This window comes from Brevundimonas sp. T2-11, from assembly GCF_055397675.1.
Genome location: NZ_AP027920.1, coordinates 2,504,581 through 2,529,293 on the forward strand (window position 1 = coordinate 2,504,581; position 24,713 = coordinate 2,529,293).

27 protein-coding genes are annotated in these 24,713 nt (G+C 68.1%); 11 read left to right on the plus strand and 16 right to left on the minus strand.

The genetic code is table 11. The features are described 5' to 3' along the window. Positions 1-20: 20 nt before the first annotated feature. A complete protein-coding gene (locus tag ACZ5XO_RS12260; protein ID WP_464162618.1) occupies positions 21-785 on the minus strand; it encodes an SDR family oxidoreductase in 765 nt (254 codons plus the stop codon). Positions 786-938: 153 nt separating this feature from the next. Here ACZ5XO_RS12260 and ACZ5XO_RS12265 point away from each other — a divergent pair, with 153 nt between their 5' ends. Then, positions 939-2,450, plus strand: a complete 1,512-nt coding sequence (locus tag ACZ5XO_RS12265; RefSeq protein WP_464162619.1) for a DUF1570 domain-containing protein — start codon at positions 939-941, stop codon at positions 2,448-2,450. On the opposite strand, the gene yczE is transcribed toward ACZ5XO_RS12265, so the two are convergent. Further along, entirely contained in the window at positions 2,442-3,044 is a 603-nt protein-coding gene (gene yczE, locus ACZ5XO_RS12270) for a membrane protein YczE (RefSeq protein WP_464162620.1), read from the minus strand. The two genes, ACZ5XO_RS12265 and yczE, sit on opposite strands and share 9 nt — an antisense overlap. 66 nt (positions 3,045-3,110) lie before the next feature. On the opposite strand from yczE, the gene yczR reads away from it, so the two are divergent. After that, on the plus strand, positions 3,111-4,562 hold the full coding sequence (yczR, locus tag ACZ5XO_RS12275; RefSeq protein WP_464162621.1) for a MocR-like transcription factor YczR: 1,452 nt from the start codon (positions 3,111-3,113) through the stop codon (positions 4,560-4,562). On the opposite strand, the gene ACZ5XO_RS12280 is transcribed toward yczR, so the two are convergent. Continuing rightward, complete coding sequence (locus tag ACZ5XO_RS12280; RefSeq protein WP_464162622.1) at positions 4,559-5,707, minus strand: MFS transporter; 1,149 nt, start codon at positions 5,705-5,707, stop codon at positions 4,559-4,561. The two genes, yczR and ACZ5XO_RS12280, sit on opposite strands and share 4 nt — an antisense overlap. 53 nt (positions 5,708-5,760) lie before the next feature. On the opposite strand from ACZ5XO_RS12280, the gene ACZ5XO_RS12285 reads away from it, so the two are divergent. From ACZ5XO_RS12285 to ACZ5XO_RS12305, 5 genes are all read left to right on the plus strand, one after another. After that, positions 5,761-6,687, plus strand: a complete 927-nt coding sequence (locus ACZ5XO_RS12285; protein ID WP_464162623.1) for a LysR family transcriptional regulator — start codon at positions 5,761-5,763, stop codon at positions 6,685-6,687. Between the two features lie 99 nt (positions 6,688-6,786). Then, entirely contained in the window at positions 6,787-7,128 is a 342-nt protein-coding gene (locus tag ACZ5XO_RS12290) for a hypothetical protein (protein ID WP_464162624.1), read from the plus strand. A 159-nt stretch (positions 7,129-7,287) separates the two neighbouring features. Further along, positions 7,288-8,538, plus strand: coding sequence for a hypothetical protein (locus ACZ5XO_RS12295; protein WP_464162625.1), 1,251 nt, complete (start codon positions 7,288-7,290; stop codon positions 8,536-8,538). A gap of 76 nt (positions 8,539-8,614) precedes the next feature. Continuing rightward, positions 8,615-8,977, plus strand: coding sequence for a Grx4 family monothiol glutaredoxin (grxD, locus tag ACZ5XO_RS12300; RefSeq protein WP_464162626.1), 363 nt, complete (start codon positions 8,615-8,617; stop codon positions 8,975-8,977). A gap of 6 nt (positions 8,978-8,983) precedes the next feature. Next, entirely contained in the window at positions 8,984-9,409 is a 426-nt protein-coding gene (locus ACZ5XO_RS12305) for a thioesterase family protein (RefSeq protein WP_464162627.1), read from the plus strand. 179 nt (positions 9,410-9,588) lie between these two features. Here the strand turns inward: ACZ5XO_RS12305 and ACZ5XO_RS12310 are convergent, their stop codons facing one another. Together ACZ5XO_RS12310 and ACZ5XO_RS12315 are read right to left on the minus strand one after the other, a co-directional pair. Then, entirely contained in the window at positions 9,589-9,969 is a 381-nt protein-coding gene (locus tag ACZ5XO_RS12310) for a hypothetical protein (RefSeq protein ID WP_464162628.1), read from the minus strand. Continuing rightward, entirely contained in the window at positions 9,969-10,097 is a 129-nt protein-coding gene (locus tag ACZ5XO_RS12315) for a hypothetical protein (protein WP_464162629.1), read from the minus strand. Before ACZ5XO_RS12315 ends, ACZ5XO_RS12310 begins: the two co-directional genes overlap by 1 nt. Positions 10,098-10,243: 146 nt before the next feature. Between ACZ5XO_RS12315 and ACZ5XO_RS12320 the strand changes: the two genes are divergently transcribed. Beyond that, the gene (locus ACZ5XO_RS12320; protein ID WP_464162630.1) at positions 10,244-11,359 is read left to right on the plus strand and encodes an NADH:flavin oxidoreductase/NADH oxidase; all 1,116 of its coding nucleotides are present in this window, start codon (positions 10,244-10,246) and stop codon (positions 11,357-11,359) included. On the opposite strand, the gene ACZ5XO_RS12325 is transcribed toward ACZ5XO_RS12320, so the two are convergent. The 4 genes from ACZ5XO_RS12325 to ACZ5XO_RS12340 form a co-directional block, all read right to left on the minus strand. After that, entirely contained in the window at positions 11,329-13,713 is a 2,385-nt protein-coding gene (locus ACZ5XO_RS12325) for a bifunctional diguanylate cyclase/phosphodiesterase (RefSeq protein ID WP_464162631.1), read from the minus strand. The two genes, ACZ5XO_RS12320 and ACZ5XO_RS12325, sit on opposite strands and share 31 nt — an antisense overlap. Positions 13,714-13,812: 99 nt before the next feature. Further along, positions 13,813-14,205 (minus strand): hypothetical protein, encoded by a 393-nt coding sequence (locus tag ACZ5XO_RS12330; protein WP_464162632.1) that lies wholly within the window; start codon positions 14,203-14,205, stop codon positions 13,813-13,815. Positions 14,206-14,344: 139 nt separating this feature from the next. Then, a complete protein-coding gene (gene rpsD / locus ACZ5XO_RS12335) occupies positions 14,345-14,962 on the minus strand; it encodes a 30S ribosomal protein S4 (RefSeq protein WP_464162633.1) in 618 nt (205 codons plus the stop codon). A 168-nt stretch (positions 14,963-15,130) separates the two neighbouring features. Next, a complete protein-coding gene (locus ACZ5XO_RS12340; RefSeq protein ID WP_464162634.1) occupies positions 15,131-15,745 on the minus strand; it encodes a superoxide dismutase in 615 nt (204 codons plus the stop codon). Between the two features lie 189 nt (positions 15,746-15,934). Between ACZ5XO_RS12340 and ACZ5XO_RS12345 the strand changes: the two genes are divergently transcribed. Further along, positions 15,935-16,123, plus strand: a complete 189-nt coding sequence (locus ACZ5XO_RS12345) for a hypothetical protein (protein WP_464162635.1) — start codon at positions 15,935-15,937, stop codon at positions 16,121-16,123. An 83-nt stretch (positions 16,124-16,206) separates the two neighbouring features. Beyond that, complete coding sequence (locus ACZ5XO_RS12350; RefSeq protein WP_464162636.1) at positions 16,207-16,461, plus strand: hypothetical protein; 255 nt, start codon at positions 16,207-16,209, stop codon at positions 16,459-16,461. Between the two features lie 27 nt (positions 16,462-16,488). Here ACZ5XO_RS12350 and ACZ5XO_RS12355 read toward each other — a convergent pair whose 3' ends face one another. Continuing rightward, positions 16,489-16,869 (minus strand): hypothetical protein, encoded by a 381-nt coding sequence (locus tag ACZ5XO_RS12355; RefSeq protein ID WP_464162637.1) that lies wholly within the window; start codon positions 16,867-16,869, stop codon positions 16,489-16,491. A 173-nt stretch (positions 16,870-17,042) separates the two neighbouring features. Here ACZ5XO_RS12355 and ACZ5XO_RS12360 point away from each other — a divergent pair, with 173 nt between their 5' ends. Beyond that, positions 17,043-17,453 carry a hypothetical protein gene (locus ACZ5XO_RS12360; protein WP_464162638.1) on the plus strand — a complete coding sequence of 137 codons (411 nt, stop codon included), beginning with the start codon at positions 17,043-17,045 and terminating at the stop codon, positions 17,451-17,453. Positions 17,454-18,149: 696 nt separating this feature from the next. Here ACZ5XO_RS12360 and ACZ5XO_RS12365 read toward each other — a convergent pair. The 6 genes from ACZ5XO_RS12365 to fliR all read right to left on the minus strand — a co-directional run bounded on the left by ACZ5XO_RS12365 (position 18,150) and on the right by fliR (position 24,708). Then, positions 18,150-18,392, minus strand: coding sequence for a hypothetical protein (locus tag ACZ5XO_RS12365; RefSeq protein WP_464162639.1), 243 nt, complete (start codon positions 18,390-18,392; stop codon positions 18,150-18,152). Positions 18,393-18,623: 231 nt separating this feature from the next. Continuing rightward, entirely contained in the window at positions 18,624-18,977 is a 354-nt protein-coding gene (locus ACZ5XO_RS12370) for a hypothetical protein (protein WP_464162640.1), read from the minus strand. Between the two features lie 267 nt (positions 18,978-19,244). Then, positions 19,245-19,745: a YciE/YciF ferroxidase family protein gene (locus ACZ5XO_RS12375; RefSeq protein WP_464162641.1), complete on the minus strand. Its 501-nt coding sequence runs from the start codon at positions 19,743-19,745 to the stop codon at positions 19,245-19,247. Between the two features lie 800 nt (positions 19,746-20,545). Beyond that, the gene (cckA, locus tag ACZ5XO_RS12380; RefSeq protein WP_464162642.1) at positions 20,546-22,603 is read right to left on the minus strand and encodes a cell cycle histidine kinase CckA; all 2,058 of its coding nucleotides are present in this window, start codon (positions 22,601-22,603) and stop codon (positions 20,546-20,548) included. A 265-nt stretch (positions 22,604-22,868) separates the two neighbouring features. Beyond that, a complete protein-coding gene (flhB, locus tag ACZ5XO_RS12385) occupies positions 22,869-23,945 on the minus strand; it encodes a flagellar biosynthesis protein FlhB (protein WP_464162643.1) in 1,077 nt (358 codons plus the stop codon). After that, positions 23,938-24,708, minus strand: coding sequence for a flagellar biosynthetic protein FliR (gene fliR, locus ACZ5XO_RS12390; protein ID WP_464162644.1), 771 nt, complete (start codon positions 24,706-24,708; stop codon positions 23,938-23,940). Before fliR ends, flhB begins: the two co-directional genes overlap by 8 nt. Positions 24,709-24,713 lie beyond the last annotated feature (5 nt).

A 24,713-nucleotide genomic window follows, 5' to 3' on the forward strand; every position in this document is an offset into this window, starting at 1 on the left:
GAACAGCGACGGCGCCCGTCTCAGGTCTTGCTGATCGACACGCCGCCGTCGACCAGCATGGCCGTTCCGGTCATGAAGCTGGAGGCGTCGGACGCCAGGAACAGGGCGGCGCGGGCGATCTCGTCCGGCGTCGCCATCCGCTTCAGGGCGTGCATCCCCTCGACGAAGGCGATGATCTCGGGCGTGTGGGCGAACTCGCGCCCGGCCTCGGTGTCGGTCCCCCCGGGCAGCAGGCAGTTGCTGCGCACGCCCCGTGCGCCGCACTCGGCGGCGATGACCCGCGACAGGCCGACCAGACCCGCCTTGGCCGCCGCATAGGCCGCCATGCCCGGCATGCCGATGGCGTGACCGACAAAGGTCGAGGTGAAGATCAGCGAGCCGCCGCCCCGCTCCAGCATCACCGGGATCTGATGCCTGGCGCCGAGGAAGGCCGCCGTCAGGTTGACGTCCAGGGTGTCGCGCCAGCGCTCCAGCGTGATCTCGGGCGTCGGCTCATTGACCCCGATGGCCCCGGCGTTGTTCAGGGCCACATCCAGCCCGCCGAAGCGCTCGATCGCCGTGCTCACCAGCCGCTCGGCCAGGGCCTCGTCGCGGATGTCGCCCGCCACGGCGACAGCGCGGCCGCCCTCCGCCTCGATCTCCGCCACCAGGGCCAGAAGCTGGACCTCGCGCCGGGCGGTGACGACCACCGCCGCCCCCTCCCGCGCAAACAGGCGGGCGGCGGCGGCCCCGATGCCGGAGCTGGCGCCGGTGATGACGGCGACCTTGTCAGTGAGAGCAGGCATGACGACCTCGTGCGGGATGAAGGAGGCCGCCTTCCTTTCATGGCCCGACGCCGAGGTCTGGCGGTCTTCGGACGCGGCGTTCAGCCTGCGGCCAACCGTCGTTTTGCGATTGTCACGCGCGGTCGGTAATCTGTGAAACGGGGGGATGCCGACATGATGATTCAGCGAGATGGCGCGCGTGGCCGCCGGTCGGCCTCGGCCTGGCGCGGTCTGCTTCTGGGCGGCGTCGTCCTGCTGCTTTCGGCGCAAGCGGCTCAGGCCGAGTGGCGGCGCGCCGAGACGGCCAACTTCCTGGTCCATGGCGAAGGCACCGAGGGCGACCTGCGCCGCCATGCCGAGCGGCTGGAGCGCTTTGACGCCCTGCTGCGCCGCCAACTGAGCGTGCCGCCGATGGACGGGGCGAGAAAGCTGCCCGTCTATCTGGTCTATACCAACAAGGAGCTGCGGCAGGTGAACCCCAACCTGGCCGAGGGGGTCGCCGGCTTCTATTCCGCCAGCGAGACCGACGTCTATGCCGTGCTGAACCGGCGCAGCGGCGACGACATCCTGTTCCACGAATACGCCCACCACTTCATGTTCCAGAACTTCCCCGGCGGCTATCCGGGCTGGTTCACCGAGGGCTTCGCCGAGTTCTTCATGACCGCCTCGGTCGATAATGCGGACAAGGTGACGGTCGGCTATTTCAATCCGGGTCGCCTTCGGACGTTGAACGAAGTCGACTGGATTCCGGTCGAACAGTTGCTGACCAGTCGCCCCCGAGACCTTGAAAACCGACGCGCGCGCAGCGCCTTCTACGCCCAGTCCTGGCTGCTGACCCACTACATGTTCATGGACGCCGGGCGCCGTCAGGGGCTGGACGCCTATCTGGCGGCGGTGGCGCAGGGGACGCCGCCGGTCGAGGCGCTTCAGACCCATCTGGGACACACGCCCGACAGTCTGGAGGCCGCACTGAAGGCCTATCTGCGCGGAACCATGAACTATGCGGAGATCCGCATGGCTGAAACCGGTTCGGCGATGCGCTTCCAGACCCTGCCGCCCAGCGCTGACCGGATGCTGCTGGACAGCCTGAACATCCGCTATCCCAAGGACGAAGCCGAAGGTCAGGCCCTGCTGCAAAAGGTGCGCGCCGACGCCGCTCGCCATCCTGCCGACCGACTGGCCCTGGTCACCCTGGGGCGGGCCGAACTGAACTGGGGCGACGCCGCCGCCGGCGAGGCCGCTCTGGAACAGGCGCTGGTGGTCGCGCCTGAAGATTCCGAAGCGCTGCAACTGCTGGCCGGCGCCCGCATCAAGGCCGGGGACGACGCCCCCGACATGCGGGCTCAGAGATACGTCGAGGCGCAAGCCTATCTGGCGCGGGCGCTGCAGGCCGACCCGACCGACTACCGCATCTATCTGGCCCTCGCCCGCCTCCGACGGATCGCGGACACCTATCCCAATGAAAACGACTTGCAGACCTGGCGGCTCGCCGTAGCCTATGCCCCGCAGGTGATGAGCGCACGGGCCCAGGCCGCCGACGCCCTGCTGCACGTCGGTCAGCGCGAGGAGGCGGCGGCCATGCTGACGCCGGTGGCTAACAACCCGCACGGCGGCCCATACGTGGAGCGCGCCCGCGCCCTGCTGGATCAGATCCGAGCCGAGACGGACGAAGTCGCCTCAGACTGACGGCGCGAGCTCGGTCTCCCGCTTCGGGGCGATCTCGAAGCGGGCCATGAACCACTGGACCAGAGGCCCGTTGGCCAGGGCGTAGAGGACGGTGCCGACCCCGGCGACGCCGCCCAGCAGCCAGCCCATGACCAGGACCCCGACCTCGATGGCGGTCCTGGCCCAGCCGATGCGCCAGCCGGTGATGCGGACCAGACCCGTGGTCAGGCCGTCGCGCGGCCCGGGGCCGAGGCCGGCGCCGATATAGGCCGCCGTCGCCGCGCCGTTCAGCACGATGGCGGCGGTCAGGAAGGCGATCCGCAGCGCCAGACCCTCGATGGGCGGCAGGGCCCACAGGGCCACATCCGCCGCCGTGCCGATCAGCAGGACATTGCAGATGGTGCCCACGCCCGGCTTCTGGCGCAGCGGGATCCAGACCAGCAGGACCAGCAGCCCGACCAGATTGACGACCATGCCCAGACTGATCCCGGTCCGCTCCGACAGGCCCTGATGCAGGACGCTCCACGGATTGAGGCCGAGGTCCGCCCGAACCATCAGGGCCAGGGACGCCCCGTAGAGCAGGAGGCCGATCTGAAGCTGGATGAAGCGACGCATGAACATGGGGCCATACAGGCGTTAATTGGCCTTGTTTTATAGAGCCGCTTTCGTGACGATGGCCTTATGCGCGATCTGCTCGTCAACCCCGTCTCCCTATCGCGTCAGCTGAACAACTGGCGCGGGCCGGACGGCGAGCCCGCCTATCGCCGCCTGTCCGAGTCGCTCAAGCTGCTGATCCTCGACGGGCGGCTGTCGCTGAATGCGCGCCTGCCGGGGGAGCGGCGACTGGCCGAAACGCTGGGCGTCAGCCGCATCACCGTCAGCGCCGCGCTGGACCGGCTGCGGGCCGACGGTTTCGTCGTCAGCCGGACGGGATCGGGCAGCGTCACCGCCCTGCCCGCCAGCGCCGCCTCGCGCCCCCGGCGGCTGGACGGGCCGATGCAGGGCGACGACACGCCCGGCGTCATCGACATGGCCACCGCTTCCATGCCCGCCGACGAACAGGTCCACGCCGCCTATGCCCGCGCGCTGGAGGCCCTGCCCGCCCATCTGCCGGGCCGGGGCTATGAGCCGGTGGGGATCGAGGCACTGCGCCGCGTCGTCGCCGACCGCTACGCCGCCGAGGGTCTGGCCACCGCCCCCGATCAGATCGTGGTCACGGCGGGGGCGCTGGGGGCCCTGGCCATCCTGCTGCGGGCGACGACGCGGCCCGGCGACCGGGTGGTGGTCGAGCATCCCGGCTATCCCCATGCGCTGGACGCCCTGGTGCAGGCGGGGCTGGACCTGACGCCGGTGGCCATGACGCCGCAGGGCTGGGACATGGACGGGATGCTGGCGGCCATCGCCCGCGTCCGGCCGCGCCTGGTCTATCTGATCGGGGCGCACCAGAACCCGACCGGCCATGTCCTGTCGGCGGCGGACGAGGCGGCGCTGGCGACGGCGGCGGCCCGCGTCGGGGCCCTGCTGGTGCTGGACGACACCCTGCGCGAGCTGTGGTTCGACCGCCCGCCGCCGCCGCCCGTCGATCACGGTCCCCACGTCGTGCGGCTGGGCTCGACCAGCAAGCCCTACTGGGGCGGCCTGCGGGTCGGCTGGCTGCGCGCCCACGCCGACGTCATAGACGTGGTGATCCGCCGACGCCCGTCGCTGGACCTGGGCGTGCCGGTCATGGAGCAGTTGGCCGCCGCCGTCCTGCTGAGCGGCGACCCTGCGCCGCTGGACGCGCGGCGCCGGACCATCGCGCGGCAGGAGGTCCATCTGCGCGCCCGGCTGGCCGAGGCCCTGCCGGACTGGAAGACGCGCCGTCCCGAGGGCGGCCTGTCGCTCTGGGTCGAACTGCCCCGGGCCGACAGCACGCGGCTGGCCCTGGCCGCGCCGGACCACGGCGTGCGCATCGCGCCGGGCGTGCGCTTCGGGATCAACGGGGCCTATGAGCGCTTCCTGCGCCTGCCCTTCAGCCGCCACGAGGCCGATCTGGACCGCGCCGTCGAGGGGTTGGCCGCCGCATGGACCAGGCTGGACCGCCGCGCGCCGCGCCGGGCGGCGATGTGCGTGGACGCCGAGCCGGTGATCTAGGCCCGCCGCTCCAGCCCGAAGGTCATGGCGAACATCAGGACGCAGACGAGGCTGGAGGCCAGAAGCGCCAGTCCCGCCGAGCGGTCCAGCACCATACCGTAGCTGAGCGGCGCCGCCGCCTGAAGGAAGCGCGCCGGGGTCAGGATCAGGGCCTGACGCGTGGCGTAGTTCGCCTTGCCGAACAGGTGCAGCGGCAGGACGCCCGAGGCCACGGACAGCAGGCCGTTGCCCGCCCCCTGACCCAAGGCCACCGCCCCGGCCAGCGACTTGCCGCCGAAGAAGGCCACCGCCGCCCCCAGCGGGTGCAGCAGGGTCGCGAAGCGCAGGACCACGACCGGCGAGCCCTTGCCGACGGTCAGGAAGGACAGCAGCCGCACGACCACCGCCGCCCCGGCCATCAGGCTGGCCGCGCCCGCCGCCTGGGCCGGGTCCAGCCCCAGCCGGCCCAGCAGACGCGGCAGGTGGGCGCTCATGGCCGTGGCGATCCACCAGGCCCCGGCGAACAGGACCGCCAGCCGGATCATCCGCCCGTCCCAGCGTACAGGCTCGCCGTCCGCCGAAGGACGCGGCCCCGCCCGCCCGTCCGGCAGCAGGGTCAGATACAGCGGCAGACAGACCAGCAGGTGCAGCCCCGCCCAGCCGAAACAGGCCCCGCGCCAGCCGACCGTCTCGATCATGGCCAGGGTCATGGGCCAGCCCAGGGCCCCGCCGAAGGCCCCGATCAGGGACACCGCCGTGATCGGCTTTTTCGCCTCCTCGCCGTGGATGGCCACAAGCACCGCGAAGGCGGGACCGTAGAAGCCGACGCCCATGCCGATCCCCAGCGTCAGGATGGCCCCGACCACGCTGACCGGCCCCTGCGACAGGCCCAGCCCCGCCAGACCGAGCGTGAAGACCACCGAGGCGACGGTCAGCACCTCGCGGCCGCCGCGCCGGTCGACCCAGCGCCCGCCAAACGGGCTGAGCGCCGCCGAGACCAGAAAGGCTCCGGACAGTCCCGCGAAGACCAGCGACGGCGTGGTCCCCGTCCCCGCCGCCAGCGGCTCGGCCAGCACCCCCAGCAGGTAGTAGCTGGAGGCGAAGGCGACGATCAGGCCGAAGCCGAGGACGGGAACGATCAGGCGGTGAGCAGCGGGCGACGACATGGGCCGGTGTCACCGCATTGCCGCCGGAACGAAAGCGACCTATCGGGAAAGGCATGTTCGAAAACCTCACAGCTTCCGGCGCCCTGCCCTCGCTGAACGCGCTGCGGGCCTTCGAGGCCATGGCGCGGACCGGCAGCGCCACCCTGGCCGGGGCCGAGCTGAACGTGACCCACAGCGCCGTCAGCCGTCAGGTCAAGGCGCTGGAGGCGCAGATGGGGGTCCGGCTGTTCGAAGGGCCGCGTCACGCCCTGAGCCTGACGCGGGCGGGGCGCGACCTGCTGCCGGGCCTGACCGCCGCCTTCGACGGCCTCGCCGCCGCCGTGGCGCGGGCCCGCAGCGAGGGTCAGGACCTGCATGTCGCCGTCAACGCCAGCCTGTCGGTCAAGTGGCTGATCCCGCGCCTGGCCGACTTCGGGCGGCTGCACCCCGAGATCCGGGTGCATCTGGTCGAACTGGCGCCCCATGCGGTCAGTCGGCGCGGGGCCGACGTGGTGCTGCGCCTGCTGGGCCCCGAGCGGATCGAGACGCTGAAGGCCGAGCGCATCATCCCCAACGCCGTCGGTCCGGTCATCGCGCCGTCTCTGGTCGGGGCTCTGGCGGGCGAGGACCTGCACGCGGCGGTGCTGGACGCCCCGCGTCTGGTGGCCCGCACCCATCTCAGCGGCTGGAAGGACTGGTCGGCGCTGAGCGGGCGTCGCTCGACGGCCGCATCCGAACGCCCGGTGGCCCACCTGCACTTCGTGCTGGACGCGGCCCTGGCCGGTTGGGGCGCGGCGGTCCTGCCCTGGGCCCTGGCGGCCGAGGCCGTGGCCGATGGTCGGCTGCTGGCGCCCTTCGGGTTTCAGGCCGACGGCGGAGCGGTCGCGGCCATCCCCGGCGCGGGCGAGCCGTCACGCGCGCGACGCGCCTTTGTCCGCTGGCTGGTCGATCAGGGCCGCGCCATGCCGACCGCGCCCGCAGACGGATGGACTGCAACCTGAAGCTTTACTGAACACGTCTTTCATCCGACACACGACCGTGGTTCTCTAGGGAGATGCGGCGCCGGGCTTCTTTTTCCTCGGGGCGCCGTGGAGTTTCTGATGTTCATCGCTGTCGTCGCAACCGCGCTAGCGGTTCTGGGCCCGGCCCAGACGACCCGGCTCGTCTCCTACGACGAGGCGGTGCGGTGCGCTGGCCTGACCCAGGCGGCGTCGGAACTGGAGGGCGGCGAAAGCCGCTACGGCCGGAGCCTCTATGACGCCGCCCTCTATTGGTCGCTGGCGGCCATGCAGGCGGCCACCGCCGCTGGACGCAATCCGGACGACGCCGAGCTGGAACAGACCCGCGCCCGCCTGGATTCGGTGAAACGCCTGTCAGCGGGCGAGGCCGAGGCGCGCGCCGTGCTGCAGCGTTGTCGTCAGAAGACTCCGCGCCTGGGCTGAACGCGGCGATGACCGCTTTCCTCGCCATGGAATGGAGAGGAAGGCCCGGTCCACAATTCGCGAATATGCTCAAGTCGAACCCATCCGGCGGCGCTGCGTTTGCTTGTGCGTCTGCAGGATCGCCCTCGCGATCCCGAAGCGGGACGACAAAGGTCTGGGATGTTCGAATTCGGCAGGGATCTGCGACGGTTGTTCGAAAAGGCGCGTGACAGCGACGATCTCGGCTGGCTGGAGCTGATCGGAGTCGGTCTGGTCGAGGCGGAGGCCCGCCAACAGTCCGTGGAAGCCGGCCGCGTCTCCTGCGCCCGCCCCCACGACGCCAGCTTGCGCGCCTCGGCCCTGTGGCGCGAGCACGCCCGTCGCAGCGGTGCGGCGAGCAGCCTTGAGCGCGCCGAGGCGGCCGCCCGCGACGCCGCCCGCCACGCCCATAACGACGACCAGACCATTCGCGCCACGCTGGAACTGGCTCAAAGCGGGATGCTGGCCTTCGACCTTTGCGGCGAGCCGGGGCGGCTGGACGCCGTCCTGACCCTGCTGGCCGCCCTGCCGACCGCGCGCCGAAGCGACACCGCCGCCGCGGTCGCCGCCCTGCACGCCCGGCTGCGGGCGCGGCAAGCCTCGCTGTCCGGCCAGAGCGACGCGCTTCAGGAGGCCGCCTTGTTGCTGGACGGCGCCCTGCGCGGGCTGAAGGGACAGCAGCGCCCGATCGAGGACGACCTGCGCCTGGACCGGGCCGGCCTGCTGCTCGAGGCCGGGCTGGCGGCGCATGATCCGGGTTTGCTGGACGAGGCCGGCGGCGACCTGCGGGCCCTGGTCGAGGCCGCCGCGCCTGAACAACGCCCCCTCAGCCGCGCCCGAGCCCTGGCCCTGTGCGCGGCGGGCATGGCCGCCCTGGCCGCCATCGCCGACGACATGCCCGCTCGCGATCAGGCCCAGGCCCTGTTCGACGCCGCCGCCGACCAGTTCACCCCCGATCACAGCCCGCTGGACTGGGCTGCCATCCAGGTGCTGCGCGCCGAACGCGAGGCCCTGCCCCTGCTGGCTCTGGTCCAGGCCGAAGCCCTGACCGAGGGCGGCGGCCTGATCCTGGGCGCCCTGGCCCACGAACGGCGCGTGGCCCAGGAGACGTCACGCGCCGGCTCGGTCGGCGATCTGACCGCCCTGCTGGAGATCGAGGCCGGACTGCGTCGACGCCTGGTGCGTCCTGCCGTGGTTTCGACGCCGCTGGACTGGGCCGCCGATCAGATCGGCATGGCGCGAATCGCCCTGGCCCGCGCCCGCTGGACCGGTCAGGCCCCTCGCGAATTGGGTCTGATGCTGACGGAAGCCGCCGCCACGGCGCGCGAATACGGCGCCCCGGTTCTGGCCCAGCGCGCCGAGCGTCTGGCCCGGGCGCCGGAAACCGCCTGAGCCCTTACGCCGCAGCGGCCTTGACCCGGCCCCATTGGGCGCCTAGCTGACGGGCTTCTCTGAAAGGCCCCTTACCGTGACCGATCAAACCACTGTCGACGCCGCCGCCGATCCCGTCCACGCCTTCATCGCCCAGACCGTGGCCGAGCATGACGTGGTCCTGTTCATGAAGGGCACGCCGGATTCGCCGCGCTGCGGCTTCTCCTCGCTGGCGGTGCAGATCCTCGATCACGTGGGCGCCCCCTTCGTCGGCGTCGACGTGCTTCAGGACGAGGCCCTGCGCGACGGCATCAAGAGCTTCACCGACTGGCCGACCATCCCGCAGCTCTATGTGAAGGGCGAGTTCGTCGGCGGATCGGACATCGTCCGCGAAATGTTCCAGGCCGGCGAACTGCAGGCCCTGATGACCGAGAAGGGCGTCGCCCTCGGCGAGGCTTAAGCCCGGATGGCCCGGCCGCAACTGACCCCGCGCGAGGACCGCGAGGTCTTCGTCGTCCCGCTGGACGTGCGGCCGGAACACATCGACGAGAACAACCACGTCAACAACGTGGTCTATGTCGGCTGGCTGCAGGACGTCGGCACGGCCCACTGGAACGCGCGCTTCGACGAGGAGACCCGGGCGAAGTGGTCCTGGGTCGCCCTGCGGCACGAGATCGACTACCTGCGCGCCATCGCGCCGGGGGCGACCGGCGTGACCGCCCGCACCTGGGTCGGCGAACCGCAAGGCCCGCGCTTCAACCGTTATGTCCGTATCGAGGATAGCGAAGGCCGGGTCTGCGCCCAGGGGCTCTCGGAGTGGTGCCTGGTCGACGCCGCCACCCTGCGCCCCGCCCGCATCCCCGCGGAAATGCTGGGGCCGTTTTCGGCCTAGCCTCTTCCTTCTCCCCTCGAGGGAGAAGGTGGCAGGCGAAGCCTGACGGATGAGGGGTGTGTGCGCCTCGTATCCGATAGAGACTTCGCCGCCTGAGTGACGTAAGCGGTCGTCGCGCCGACACCCCTCATCCGGCCCTAACGGGCCACCTTCTCCCTCAAGGGGAGAAGGGCTTTTCCCTACAAGCTGACGGGATTCAGCACGCGCACGTGCTGGCCGGTGTTCAGGCCCAGCTCGGCGTAGGTCCAGCTGACGGCGACGCCTTCGCGGACGATGGCCTTGCACAGGTCAGGCGCGCGGCGGATCAGGCTGAGTTCGGCCGGGTCCGTATCCTTGATCCTGACCTCGAAGCTGGACGCCTCGGTGCAGCCGTTGGAGCCGACCACGACGGTCAGGCGCTGGCCGTCGAAGTCGACCTTGCGGACGGCTTCCAGGGCTTCGGCCTGGACCACGGCCTGGTTGTTGATGTTGACCTTCCGCTCCTCGCCATCGCTCGAATAGATGACGCAGCCGCCCAGCAGCGGCAGCAGGGCGACGGTCGCGACGACGGCCAGACGCATCAGTTCGACTCGGTCGAGTTCGAGTGGATGACGCGGGTGGTCGGCTTGTCGCTGGCGATGATGATGCAGCCCGAGAGCATGGGCGCGGCGATGGCGGCGACGGCGAGAGCGATGACGATACGGCGCATAGGTGTTCCCCTTCTTTGCTGGCCGGAAACTGCCAGCGTCGCCGTTCCAGATCACGTGAATAATCGGAAAGGCGGGACTTGAACGGAACCGCCACAGTCATAGCTACTGTGGCCGCCTCCCCGGGACATCATCGAAAGATCATTGCATGAGCCTGCTGTTCACCCCGCGCGCCGTCGGGCCGCTGACGCTGAAGAACCGCATCGTCATCGCCCCCATGTGCCAGTATTCGGCCGTGGACGGCGTGCCCCAGCCCTGGCACGCCCAGCATGTCGCCCGCCTGGCCCTGTCGGGCGCCGGACTGGTGGTGATAGAGGCCACGGGCGTCGAGGCGGCGGGCCGCATCTCATGGGCCGACACAGGCCTGTGGAACGACGAACAGGAAGCCGCCTTCGCCCGGATCATCCGCGACATCCGCACCTATTCGGACACGCCGATCGGCGTCCAGCTAGCCCATGCGGGGCGCAAGGCCTCGACCAATCCGCCGTGGATCGACCGGGGCGGCCCCGCCCCCGCCGACAAGGCCTGGGAGACGTTTTCGGCATCCAGCCAGCCCTTCAAGGACGACTGGCACACGCCGACGGCCCTGGATCAGGCCGGCATGGACCGGGTGGTCGAGGCCTTCGTCGATTCGGCCAGGCGCGCCGACCGCGCCGGGTTCGATCTGGTCGAATTGCACGCCGCCCACGGCTATCTGCTGACCCAGTTCCTGTCGCCGCTGTCCAATGAACGGACGGATGAATACGGCGGCTCGCTGGAGAACCGGATGCGCTTCCCCCTGCGGGTGGCCCAGGCCCTGCGCGACGCCTGGCCCCGCACCAAGGCCCTGGGCGTGCGCTTCAACGGCTCGGACTGGACCGAGGGCGGCATCACGCCCGACGAGGCCGCCGTCTTCGGCCAGGCCCTGCACGCCATGGGCTACGACTATCTGCACCTGACCAGCGGCGGCAATGTCGCCACGGCCCGCATCCCCGGCGCCGAGCCCGGCTATCAGGTCGCCTTCGCCGAGACGGTCAAGGCGGCGGTCCCCGAGGCCAATGTCATGGCGGTCGGCATGATCATCACCCCGCAACAGGCCGAAGCCCTGCTGGCCGAGGGCAAGACCGACCTGATCGCGGTCGCCCGCGCCGTGCTGGACGACCCCAACTGGGGCCACCACGCCGCCGTGGCCTTGGGTCAGCCGGAGGCCCTGCCCGTCCAGTACGAACGAGCGGGCGCCGCCCACTGGCCTGGCTATGCGGCGGCGCGGACCCCGGCGGGCTGAGCCTCGCCGGACGGCGGCGTCGCCACCACGGCGGCGCCGTTGGTCAGGGCGTCGGCTTCGGGCTGGGGACGGCCCAGCAGATAGCCCTGGACCTCGTTGCAGCCCTGGGCGCGCAGGAAGGCCAGCTGTTCAGCCGTCTCCACGCCTTCGGCCAGCACGGGGATCGACAGGCTTTCACCGATGGTCAGGACGGCGCGGATGATGGCCTGGGACTGAGGCTCGGCGCCGTCCAGTTCGGTCATGAAGGACCGGTCCAGCTTGATCTTGTCGAAGGGGAAGGCCCGCAGGGTCGACAGCGAGGAATAGCCGGTGCCGAAGTCGTCCATGGCGATGGTGACGCCCAGGGCCTTCAGTTGCCGCAGCACATGGGTGGTCCGCTCCATGTCGCTGATCATGGCCGTCTCGGTGATCTCCAGCTCCAGACGCGTGGCGTCCAGACCCGTCTCCTGCAGGACCTGTTGCACCAGACGCGGCAGGTCCACATGGCCCAGTTGCACCGGGGACAGGTTGACGGCGATCTTGTGCGGCTCGGGCCAGGCGGCGGCGTGCCTGCAGGCCTGACGCAGCACCCATTCGCCGATCGGCAGGATCAGCCCGGTCTCTTCCGCCACCGGAATGAAGTCGGCCGGCGAGATGTAGCGGCCGTCCTCGTCCTTCCAGCGCAGCAGGACCTCATAACCCGTCGCCTTGCCGGTCTGGACCGAGGCCTGGACCTGATAGTGCAGCTCGAAGCGCTGGTTATCGATGGCCTCGCGCAGGGCTTGGGTGACCCGGCGGCGCGCACGAACCGCCTGATCCATGTCCGCCTCGTAGAAGCAGATGTCCTGGGTCAGCGAGGCCTTGGCGCGATACATGGCCAGGTCGGCGTTATTGATCAGGGTCGACAGGTCGTCGGCGTCCTCGGGCCACAGGGAGACGCCGATGCTGGCGCCGCACGACAGGTCGGCGTGTTCGATGGTCACCGGACGGATGACGGCGGCGCGCAGGCGACGGGCCACGGCCTCGGCCTCGGCGCGCGACGACACCGGCGCCATGGCGACGAACTCGTCCCCGCCCTGACGGGCGATGAACTCGCCCTCATGCAGGACCTCGCGCAGGTGGTCCGAGATACGGCACAGCAGCTGGTCGCCGACCGCGTGGCCATAGAGGTCGTTGACCTCCTTGAAGCGGTTCAGATCCAGAGCGAAGAGGGCCAGGGTCTCGCCCGGCCTGATGGTGGCGGTCTGGCGCGTGAGGCGCTCCAGGAAGGAGGCGCGGTTCGGCAAGCCGGTCAGGCTGTCGTTGCGGGCCAGGTGGGCGATGCGACGTTCCTGGGCCTGGCGCGCACGCAGGTCGCGCACGGCGTAGATCATGACCTCGCCCTCGCTGCCGTGGTCGCGCTTGGCCGCCAGTTCGATCGGCAGGACCTCGCCCGCCTCGTTCGTCAGCGACGACTGCACCATGTCCCCGTCGGTCAGGCGCGCGACATCCTCGGCCCAGCGCGACAGCTTCTGGCCCAGCAGGGCCTCGCGTTCGACGCCCACCAGCTGCAACAGGGCGCTGTTGACGCCGACGATGACGCCGTCGCGTTCGACCGCCATGCCGTCCACGCCGCCCTCGATCAGGTGCTGCAGGCGGACTTCGGCCTGGCTGCGCGACTGGGCGTCCAGGACATAGCTGGCGGCGCCGGCGCCCAGGACCAGCAGACCCACGCCCGCCACGCCGATGGCGAGGGCCTGCTTGGCGTCGTCGCCCGTCAGGACGCCGTCCAGCGGCGCGAAGGGCAGAACGGTCATGGCCGACATGGCCGTGAAATGCAGGACGACGATGCCCAGGACCAGCAGAAGAACCGCCAATCCGCCGCCGCGCGCCGTGGTGGACAGCTTCTCGACCTTGAAGGCGGCGGCGCCGAACAGCAGGGAGCCGGCCACGGCCACGGCCACATAGGGGCCGGACCACTGGATCACGGCGTCGACCGCGAAAGCCGCCATGCCGATGAAATGCATCCCCGCCACCGTCAGACCGAACAGAAGGCCGCCGGCCAGGGCCGCCCCCTTGAACCGCTGCGAGGCCGTCAGCAGGGCCGCGCCGCTGCCGCAGATCGCCACCAGCAGCGACAGGCCGGTCAGGCCCGGCTCATAGGTGACCTGGACGCCGGGTTCATAGGCGATCATGGCGACGAAGTGGGTGCACCAGACCGTGGCGCCGCCGGCGACCGAGCCCAGGAAGACCCAGGCGGCGCGCGTACCGGTCCGCGTACTGCGAACCCGCTTCAGCAAGCTTACTGTGATCCAGCTGCCCAGAACGCAGATCAGGGCGGCCAGGGCGACCAGCGCCAGATTATGGGCGTTGGCCAGGCAGTCGACGATACGCATGAAAACCGAACGGAGAATGCGACAGGGGGGATCAGGCCCTTACCCGTCCATTCCTTAATCCGCGGTCGTCCGACATGACTAACAAAGCCTTGCCGAAGATCAGGAGGCCCCGTTGGCGGCGCTGTCCTGCGGCATCATGTAGGGATTGTTGACCGAAACCTCGGCGCCCGGCTCCAGCCCCAGCTCCTCGAACGACCACTGCAGCTGGACCCCGTCCGAACGAACATCCGAACAGCGGTCCTCGTCCACGCGGCGCAGGGTGATGACCGCGCTGTCGCCTGTGTGGGTGATGAAGGGCTGGACGTCCGCCTTGCTGGTGCAACCGTTCGAGCTGACCCGGAAAAGCGCGGTGTCGTGCGTGAAGGCGGCCGCGTGGACGGGCTCCAGCTGTCCCGGCATGCCGGCGGTCGACACCCGGGGATCGCCGGTCAGGGCGCAGCCCGCGACCATAAGGGCGGCGGCGGCGACGCAGAGGGCGGTGGTTCGTCTCATCGGGACCTTCCGGAGCGGAGCCTCTCCGCCGGGGCAGAATGCGCTGCTTCCTTCCGTAAGGGAACAGCGCAGGCTGAATAAGAAAGAAGCCCCGGTTTTCACCGGGGCTTCCATCAACTCTATCGTCGATCGCCTGAAATCAGGACGAGTAGTATTCGACGACCAGGTTCGGTTCCATCTTGACCGGGTACGGCACGTCCGACAGTTCCGGCACGCGCACGTAGCGGACCGAGAAACCACGGTCGCCCTGTTCCAGGTAGTCAGGCACGTCGCGTTCCGACGACTGCTGGGCTTCGAGCACCAGAGCCATGTTGCGCGACTTTTCCTTGACCTCGATGACCTGGCCCGGCTTGACGCGGTACGAACCGATGTCGACCTTCTTGCCGTCGACGGTCACGTGGCCGTGGCTGACGAACTGGCGAGCGGCCCAGACGGTCGGGACGAACTTGGCGCGGTAGACGATGGCGTCCAGGCGCGATTCCAGCAGACCGATCAGGTTTTCCGAGGTGTTGCCCTTGCGGCGGCCGGCTTCGGCGTAGATGGCCGAGAATTGCTTCTCGGTGATGTTGCCGTAGTAGCCCTTGAGCTTCTGCTTGGCCTTCAGCTGCAGGCCGAAGTCCGAAACCTTCGACTTACGACGCTGGCCGTGCTGGCCCGGGCCGTACGAACGCTTGTTGACCGGCGACTTGGCGCGGCCCCACAGGTTTTCACCCATGGCGCGGTCGATTTTGTACTTGGCGCTATGGCGCTTCGACATAGATCACTCTTCATGCTGATGCGGCCCGGCCCCTCCCCGATTGGAGCGGCGATCTCAACGGCGGTCCACGCATCGTCCGTAGTCAGTTCGCGCCTCGGGCCGAAACCCGATGCGAGAAGGGCGGGCTTATGAAGGCCCGCCCCCCCGGAGTCAAGCTGCGCGGGCGTTTCAGCCCTTGGCGGCTTCGTACAGTTCGTTGACCTTGTTCCAGTTCACCACCGACCAGAAGGCCTTGAGGTAGTCGACGCGGCGGTTCTGGTACTTGAGGTAATAGGCGTGCTCCCAGACGTCGGCGGCCAGCAGGACAGCGCCCTTCTCGTCGGCCACGTCCATCAGCGGGTTGTCCTGGTTCGGGGTCGAGGTGACCTTCAGCTTGCCGTCCTGGAGGATCAGCCAGGCCCAGCCCGAACCGAACTGACCGGCGCCGGCGGCGTCGAAGTCAGCCTTGAACTTGTCCAGACCGCCCAGTTCGGCGTCGATCTTGGCGGCCAGCTCGGCCGAGGGTTCGCCGGCCTGGTCGGCCGGGGCCAGCAGTTCCCAGAACAGGCTGTGGTTCCAGTGGCCGCCGCCGTTGTTGCGCACCGCCTTGGGCAGCTTCGACATCTCGGCGAACATCTCTTCCAGCGACTTGCCCTGCAGCGAGGCGTCGGCGTCCACGGCCTTGTTCAGGTTGTCGACATAGGTCTGGTGGTGCTTGTCGTGGTGGAAGGTCATCGTCTCCTTGTCGATGGCCGGTTCCAGCGCGTCATAGGCGTAGGGCAGCGGGGGCAGGGTGAAGGCCATGGGAGGTTCCTCTTCCGGGTTATGATTCGTCTGGCCCCTATCTAGGGCGGCGCACGAAAGACCCAAGCCTTTACGGCGGAGTTTGTTCAGTTTTTTCCCTCGATGCGGCCCAATCCGGAACCGGAAGGGCGAAACAGCCGTTTCCAAGGTTCGCGCCGCCTCCCCGAGGCGCATTGATGGAGGATCGCCGTGCCTGCCCGATCCGCCCGCTCCGTCGCGCCGCTCAGCGACGCCGAAGCGGAGACCCTGAGGCTGCAACTGCTGGAGATCATCCCGCGCCTGCGCCGCCATCACCTGCTCGACCTGGCCGACACCCTGCACGACGCCGCCCGCGAACGCCGCGACGGCGAACCGCGCCATTTCGACCTGAGAATCTAGTCCGCGCCCCGAAACGCGCCTGGGGACTTGTGCGGCCCGCCGCGTCAGGCAGACTGGCGATCGGTCGTTGCGAGGGGGATCCCATGTTGAGATTTTACGTCGTCCTGGCGACCGGACTGGCCCTGTCCGCCTGCTCGACCGGCCCGACGGAGGCCCTGCGCGCGGCGGACGCGGCCGCCAGCACGCAATGCCGAACCACGCCTCAGCCCGGCGGCGGTTCGTCAATGGACTGCACCCTGTGGGAGCGGACCACGACGACGACCACCACCACGACCACCGGCCCCGACGGCGAGAGCCGCACGACCGTGGAACACACCCGGACAGGCGGTGGCGGGTGAAGGGCGAAGGCCCTCGCTTCTCCGCGCCTAGCGAGACGTCGCCGGGCACCGGCGCCGAACGAAGGGTTCGACGCTCTCGCTATATTCCGTGAGGCGGCTTCCATCGGCCGAAACGCCAAGCCGCAAGGCGGTCGTCGAGGTCTCCTCCTCGCCGCTGACCTCAAGCACGATCAGGACCTGATCGGCCCCGTCGAGGAAAGCCCCTCTGACGCGGCCCGAGCTTTCGTAGAAGTCGATCCGGTCGGCCGCGATCACCATCACGGAATCATTGTCGGGCGTTCCGCAGTCGGCCGGATTGCTGTTCCACTCACCGCGAAACCGTTCGGGAATGGTCCGCTCGTCAGGCAGGGGCGCCGCAGCGCACGACATAAGCGCCACAACCGGCATCAGGGCTTTGAGAATTTTCATAAGCTCCGATACCCCACGCGCGCTTCATCGGCCAAGCCGCCGACGATGACGCCTGATCGAGGTCAACAGCAACGATCGGCGCCCGAGCCTTGCCCGAGAGCAGAACCATGGATTGGCCGCCAGGGGTGGGAAGCGGATATTGACGTTTGGACGGAGTCGCTGTCGTTAAACGCATGGCCGTCCGCAAAAAAATAACGCTTCAAGACTTTTTCGAGCGCATCTCATCGGAGTTTCTCTATCAGCGTCCAAAGGCGCGACTGAGGATTAATGGAGATGATGGCCTCCTTATCTGGCGCAGGAATGGGCTTAAGACCGGCGTTGTGGTCAGTCCCTCTCTAAAGGGAGCGTTCGTCTTTCTCGGCCATGCCCGCGTTCAGGTCGAGGCGGTCACTGAATGTGTTGCCATACTTAAGGCGATCTTCGCCGGAGAGATTATCGAAGTGACGGCAACCGGTCGCGACGCCGACATTTGGATGGCTCACGCCTCCGCTCCCGGCACCCACATCAATAAGTATGACCGGAGCAAAAGCGTCGAGGTCCCCGTCTTTGCCCGAATGGATTTCCGATCTTGGCCATCTGACTGATACCGCCGTCTTCGTCCGTAACGGGTCGTGAACCGAAGTTTACCTGAGGGTGGTTAGCGGACGCGCGGTCAGTGAATCGAGCGATCTGGCGAACGAGCGCTGCTCCAATCATACCCATCGAAGCTCCGCCCAAGGCTAGGTCGACCCGGGCCCGAACTCTCGAAGGGGGCGCAGGGTCACGCCACGGTTGCGAGCAGCGATCTTGTCCGCTCCCAGAGCATGATGACGCTCAGGACGGCGAATACACCTGTTGCGATGATGAGCAAGAAGACCAGTCCTGCCTCGGGTCGCTTTTCCATTTCACCCCCCGTGTCGCCAGCGCGGCCTAGGGTACGCGATAATTGATCACATCGGGATGGACGGTGAAGCCTGATCGCACGGCAAGAGCCGAGGCGCTTTCAACGGTGGCCATCATGTGGGTGGGCCGCCGCTTGGGCCTGCCATTCACTAGCGGTGCATACTCGTACCAGATGCGATCCGGCCGATCAGGCATCAATCGCCTGCAACGAAGGATGACTGCGTCCACCATAGCGCCCTCCCCATCGGAGAGGCGATTTGGCGGGGCAAAACCGATGGTTTTCAGCTCGCATTCTACCGTTGATCGGCAGGCAGAAAGCAGTGGCACATATCCCCTGGCTTATCCATCGTTTGATGCCGGAGGCGGGTGAAGCCGAGCAATCGCTTCCGGATCGGCCATCAGGGGTGCTGCTCTCGCAGGAAGCTGGCGACGACCTGAACTGCCCTGAAATCCAGTCCGTCACACCTCTGCCCGGCGGCGACGTTCACAGCGACCACATCGAGCATCGTCGCGGCTTCCGGCAGTGATTTCGGATTGTGCTTGAGGACCATGACCTCCAGCCGATCCATGACGTCATAGTTTTCTGTCTCGCCAATCGCCCGCAACACTTGCGCGGAACGGTTCAGCAACGCTTGCCCCATGGTCAGCCCTCCTGACTGATGATCACGCCCCCGAAAACTCGCGTAACGCGAGTCTCGGAATGGGACAATGCCCAGAATATTGAGCGAATAATCACTCGGCGCACACTGCGCGCCCAGCCGGGCGCGCTTGGGGGCACGCCCAGATACCTTTCCCACAACCTGAACTGGAGACCATAGAGCGCAAAGCAGACGCCGGCCGCCTAGCCGGAAAGCGGTCGCCGTCGACGTCAGCTATCGGCCCTTTTCAACCTCGTCGGCTTGCGCCTTTCGGTTCTTATCGCGGGCCCGCCGATAGCCAATATAGACCGACACAAAGGCGGTGAGCACGATCGGCGCCGCGAAGATCAGATTGGGCTGCAGAGGCAACTCGTAGATCTTGCCGATGGTGAACAAGACGACCATCGCAACAACCGCACCGCAGGCTCCAGCCAGCCAGGCGCCTCCTGTTGGCTTGGGGGCGTAAACCTCAGCACGCTCCGCGGCTTCCTTCCTTCGGGTTTCCATCGCGGTCATCTCAGGCGGGCGCCGTAGCGGTTCGCGCAAGAAGGCGTCCGCTTTGCCATAGCTCAAGAGCCGGCGCTGCATGCCGGGCGGCTGTCATCTCTTTCAGAGCGCATTCGTCGGTTTGGCAATCGACTTCGGTCGTGCCGATCAACTCGCTGGCCAAGCCAAAACGGAAAATACGGTAGGGATTCACAAAACAGCTCCTGCCTTCAGGCGGGAGTGTGCGGCGTGCGTCACCGATCTCTTCCAGCCGCTGACGCCCGATAAGTCTGGCCAGCGATGAACCACCATAACACAGATCATCGCTAGATCGGGCGTCTTTCCGACGGGAGATTTTAGCACTGAGGTCTAGGCGGCGGGCCTCAGCGCCTCTGCATTGACGGCAGCGTCGGCGATTGAGGTGAGATCGACGTCCGTTTGAGACTCTTCTTGAAGCGTCTCGTCGAGCAGGGCTGCTGCATCCGCCAGCCCCAGCACGTTTGCCCATCGTTTCAGCGTTCCGTAGCGAGTGATCTCATAATGCTCGACGGCTTGGGCCGCAGCCAGGAGGCCAGCGTCAAGGGCGGGCGTCCCCTTGTATTCCTCGATAATTTCGTCGCCCTCAGCGAGAATCCCTTCGATGGCGTCGCACGTTTTGCCGCGCGCAGGTTTGCCGATGATTTCGAAAACCTGCTGAAGTCGCTCGATTTGCCCTTCGGTCTGATCCTTGTGCTTTTCGAATGCAGCCTTCAGCTCCGGAGCTTGTGCGGCGCGCGCCATTTTTGGCAGTGACTTCAGGATTTTCCGTTCGGCGTAATAGATGTCCTTGAGCGTGTCATGGAACAGCGTGTTGAGATTTTTCTCAGCCATTTTTCTCTCCTGGCGATCAAGGTCTCGCCGTTGAGGCGAGACCTCTATTGGTGATGCAGGATCAGGCGTTGTCAGCGCGCGATTGCTCCACGCCAGGGTTTTCCTGGCTGTGTTCTTGCCCCTCGTCGTCCCCCTCATTGTCCGGCTCAGGCGCTGGCAAGTCGTTGGGGTCCAAGTCGTCTCCCGGTTCGGGATTCGACGGGTCAGGCTGGATATCTGTCATGTAGTTCTTCCTTTGATCACCCGAAGGAAGCGTCCTGACCGGTGCCTGTTCCGACTGCAGCGCTACACGAAAGAGTGCCCCAAACTATCAAGGGGCGATGCAACTCTGGGAGCAAAAGGCGGTTCGCCCGCGCGCATTACAGGACTCGTCCTGGCCCGGATTAAGACAGGCTCTTGCCGCTCCCTGCATTGTCGATCTTCGACGAGACGCTGACATCATTATCACGGAGGGGTGAAGATCATCCCTGCGCGACAGCCTCGTTGGACCAGGCGGACGCGATAAGGTCGAGGGCGGTGGCGCTGTCACGATCGACAAGCAGACCTGCCCAAGGGCTCATTCGCGTCAAGAATTGCCCTTTGGGCTGGTCCGCCTGAATGTCCGCAATGGGTCGTTTGCGGACATCGGCCCCCGGCTTGAAAGCGGACTTTCGTTCCCGCGCCTTTCCCCGCCGTCATCCCGACCGCAGCGGAGCGAAGAGCCGGGACCCAGGCGCCTGGACCTGCCGGGACCCAGCCTGTGATCCGCCGCCTGGGTCCCGGGTTCTGCGGCGTAGCCCCGGGATGACGGCGGTGCGGGCTCAGGCCGCGTGCAGTTCCTGCTTCACGCGTTCGGCCAGGGTCTTGATGTCCAGCGGCTTGGGCAGGAAGGAGACGCCGGTCTCGTCCTGCAGCAGGTCCGAGAAGTCGCTCTCGGCATAGCCCGAGATGAACATGACCGGGGCGTCGCCCAGATAGGGCCGCGCCTTGCGCAGCAGGGACGGACCGTCCAGGCCCGGCATGATGACGTCGGAGATCATCATGTCGATCTGACCCGCCCATTCCTCGGCCAGGATCAGGGCCTCCTCGCCGTCGGCGGCCTCGATCACCTCATAGCCGCGCTGGCGCAGCAGGCGGGCGGCGATGCCGCGCACGGCGGCTTCGTCTTCCACGAACAGGATGCGGCCCGCGCCCGACAGGTCGCGCGGCGCGGCCTTGACCGCTTTCTCGACCACCGGGGCCGCGACCAGTTCCTCGGCCGAGGCGGCGGGCAGGAAGATGCGGAAGGCGGCGCCCGCCCCCTCGATATTGGTCACGCTGATGTGGCCGCCAGCCTGCTGGACGATGCCGTAGACGGTGGCCAGGCCCATGCCGGTGCCTTCGTTGACCGCCTTGGTGGTGAAGAAGGGCTCGAAGATCTTGTCCAGCAGTTCGGGCGGCACGCCGGGGCCGGTGTCCGACACCTCGATCAGGGCGATCTCGCCCGCGGCCTCGCGCCAGCCCATGTCGCGGGCCTGGGCCTCGGTCAGGCGGCGGGTCTTGATGGTGACCACGCCCGCGCCCGGCTCGACCACGCCGCGCATGGCGTCGCGGGCGTTGACCGCCAGGTTCATGACGGCGGTTTCCAGCTGGCTCTTGTCGGCCAGAACCAGAGGCATGTCGCGGCCGTAGTCGGTTTCCAGACGCACGTCCTCGCGCAGCAGGCGGCGCAGCAGGACGGCGAACTCGCCGACCAGTTCGCCCAGGTCCAGCCGCTCGCGCCGCACCGTGGACTTGCGCGAGAAGGCCAGCAGCTTGCGCACCAGATCGGCGGCGCGGATGCCGGTCTGGCGGATCTGGTTCAGGCCGTCATAGGAGGGGTCGCCGACCGGGTGGCGCTCCAGCAGCTCCGACAGTTGCATCTGGATGGCGGTCAGCAGGTTGTTGAAGTCGTGGGCCACGCCGCCCGCCAGCTGGCCCACGGCCTGCATCTTCTGGGCCTGCGACAGCTGCAGCTCCATCGACTTCTGCGACGAGACGTCGAACAGCCAGACGCGGCGCTTGTCGCCTTCCGGCGCGACATAGAGGTGCAGGTGGCGATCCGGATAGGCGCGGGCCACCAGCTCGATCGGTCCCGAAGACCCGGCGGCCAGCTTGGCCTTGGCCTCGGTCACGCCCGCCAGGTCGAACAGGTGGCCGAAGGCGGCGTCACCCGAGGCGGCGGGGCCGGTCAGGACGGCCAGGGCCGCATTGGAATCCTCGGCCCTGCCCGCGAACAGGTCGTCGCCGGCGATGACGGTCGAGCCGAAGGGGGCGCCGGCGGCCATGGCGCGGGCCTCGCCGCTGACCTTGGCGGGTGCGGCGGCGGGGGCGGTCTGCGGCACCGGCAGGACGGCGTCGGGCGCGGCGCGGACCAGGAAACGCCCCTGCCCCGCCTGACCGATCAGGACCTCGATCTCGCGGGCGCCGATCTGGACGATGGCGCGGCCCTGATGCCCTTCGCGGGCCTGGGCGAAGGCCATGTAGAGGGCCTGGGCGGACTTGCCGCGCGGAAGGGCGGTGACGGCGCCGTTCTCCTCGGCCCAGGCGCCGTTGTAGGCCAGGACCTGACCCGAGGGCCAAACGAGGGCGGCCGGCTCGGCCATGGCGTCCAGCATCTCGACCGCCGTGTCGCCGTGGGCGCGGCGCACCTCGGCCCGGCCGAAGGCGAACAGCCAGATCAGGGCCGTGGCCCCCGCCGCGAAGATCAGGATCAGCCCCGGCGCCGTGAAGGCGTTGGCGCGGAACGCCGGATAGACCATGGCGGCGACCGCCAGGGCGAAGCCCAGGGCCATCACCACCAGCAGGGGATCAAAGGTCGGACGGCGCGTCGTCGCCGCCTTCGGCCGGGAAATCGTCATGGCGTCCTGCCCGCGCGAATCATTAACCATCAGCATACCGAAGCTCGTTCGTGCGCCCTAACGAGAGAGCGATCCTCCCCTGCAACGCGGGGGAGGGGGACCATGCGCAGCATGGTGGAGGGGGCGGGATCGAGACGCGTCCAGGAAGAGCCAAGGCGCGGCTCACGGCGCAAGAAGATCAGAGCGCCAGCCTGAAGCCGCCCCCTCCACCGCCTGCGGCGGTCCCCCTCCCCCGTTGCACGGGGGAGGATCAAGTGGGCGCGCCTCACCGCCGCTTGCGTCCCTGCATGACGAAGCCGATCACCTTGGCCGCCGCCTCGAAGTGTTCGCGCGGGATGACCTCGTCGACATCGACCGTCGCATAGAGGGCGCGGGCCAGGGGCACGTTCTCGACGATCGGCACGCCGCTCTCCCTGGCCAGCTCGCGGATGCGCAGGGCTACCGCGTCCACGCCCTTGGCCACGCAGATGGGCGCGCCGTCGCCCTGATCCGGCTCATAGCGCAAGGCCACCGAATAGTGGGTCGGGTTGGTGACGATGACGGTGGCGGTCGGCACGGCCTGCATCATCCGCTGGCGGCTGCGCTGCATGCGGATCTGACGCAGCTTGCCCTTCACATGGGGGTCGCCTTCGGTCTGCTTGTAGTCTTCCTTGGTCTCTTCCTTGGTCATCCGCATCCGCTTGGCGAAGCGGAACTTCTGCCAGATGAAGTCGGCCCCGGCGGTGAAGCCCAGGAAGATCAGGGCGGCGATCATCAAGGACCCCGCCAGGTCACGTGCGAAGGGCAGGATCATGGCCGGGCTCATGGCGGCCAGGTTCTCGAACTCGCGCGTGTGCGGCTTCAGCACCCACCAGCAGACGGCGCCGATGGCGATCAGCTTGAGGAAGGTCTTGATGAACTGGACGATGCCGTCCGGGCCGAAAATGCGCTTGAAGCCCGACAGCGGGCTGACCGCCGACCACTTGGGCTTGATCTTCTCGGCGGTGAACAGGAAGCCCGACTGGGCCAGGTTGCCGCCCACCCCGCCGATGACGACCGCCAGCATCAGGGCCGCCAGAAAGGGCGTCACGGCCCAGACGGCGCGCATGCCGATCTCGATCCCGGCACCGGCCTCCAGTCCGCCGATCATGGCGTGTGGCTCGGCCAGGAAGGGCAGCATGTCCTCGGCCATCTGCTGCGAGAAATAGCCGCCCCCGATCAGCAGGACCGCGACCGCCCCGGCCAGGGACATGGCCGCCGCCACGTCCGGCGACTTGGCGACGTCGCCCTTTTTTCGGGCCTCCTCAAGCTTTCGCGGGGTGGCCTCTTCGGTTTTCGACTCGGGATCGGAACCTTCAGCCAAGGCTCCCTCCCGTGAACACCCGCGCCAGGGCGCGATAGCGGTCGATGAAGATGGTCCCCATCACGCCCAGACTCAGCGCGAAGATCGACAGGCCCAGAAGGACGCTGAGCGGGGCGGCGGCGAAATAGACCTGAAACGCCGGCATGACCCGCGCGATCAGGCCAGAGGCCAGGTTGAAGATCAGGGCGAAGACCAGGACCGGCGCCGACAGCTGGACCCCCAGCATGAAGCTCTGGCCCAGGGTCTTGACGGCCAAGGCGGCGAAATCGGAGGCGATCATCGGCTTGGCCGGAGAAATGGCCTCGTAGGACCCCAGGATGCCGGCGATGAAGAGGTGATGGGTGTTGGTGGCGAAGATCAGCGTCACCCCCAACAGCATCAGGAAGGCCGACAGGGTCGAGCCGGGCGAGGCCTGCAAGGGGTTGGCGGTCTGGGCGAAACCGAGCGTCGTCTGCTGCGAGATGATCTCGCCCGCCGTGACCAGGGCCGTCATGAAGCTGCGCAGGATGACGCCGATGGCCAGGCCGGTCAGAACCTCGCGGATGATCCAGCCCACCATGCCGCCCAGGGTCGGCGGCAGGGCCGGCAGGGTCCCGGCCACCAGCGGCCACATGACCAGCGACAGCAGGAGCGCCAGCGACAGGCGCACGCGCGGCGGCACATAGGATTCACCAATGCCGGGAATGGTCATCAGGATCGCGCCGATGCGCGCGAAGATCAGGCCGCCGGCCCAGATCTGTTCGGCGGTGGCGTAAGGCTCCATGCGGC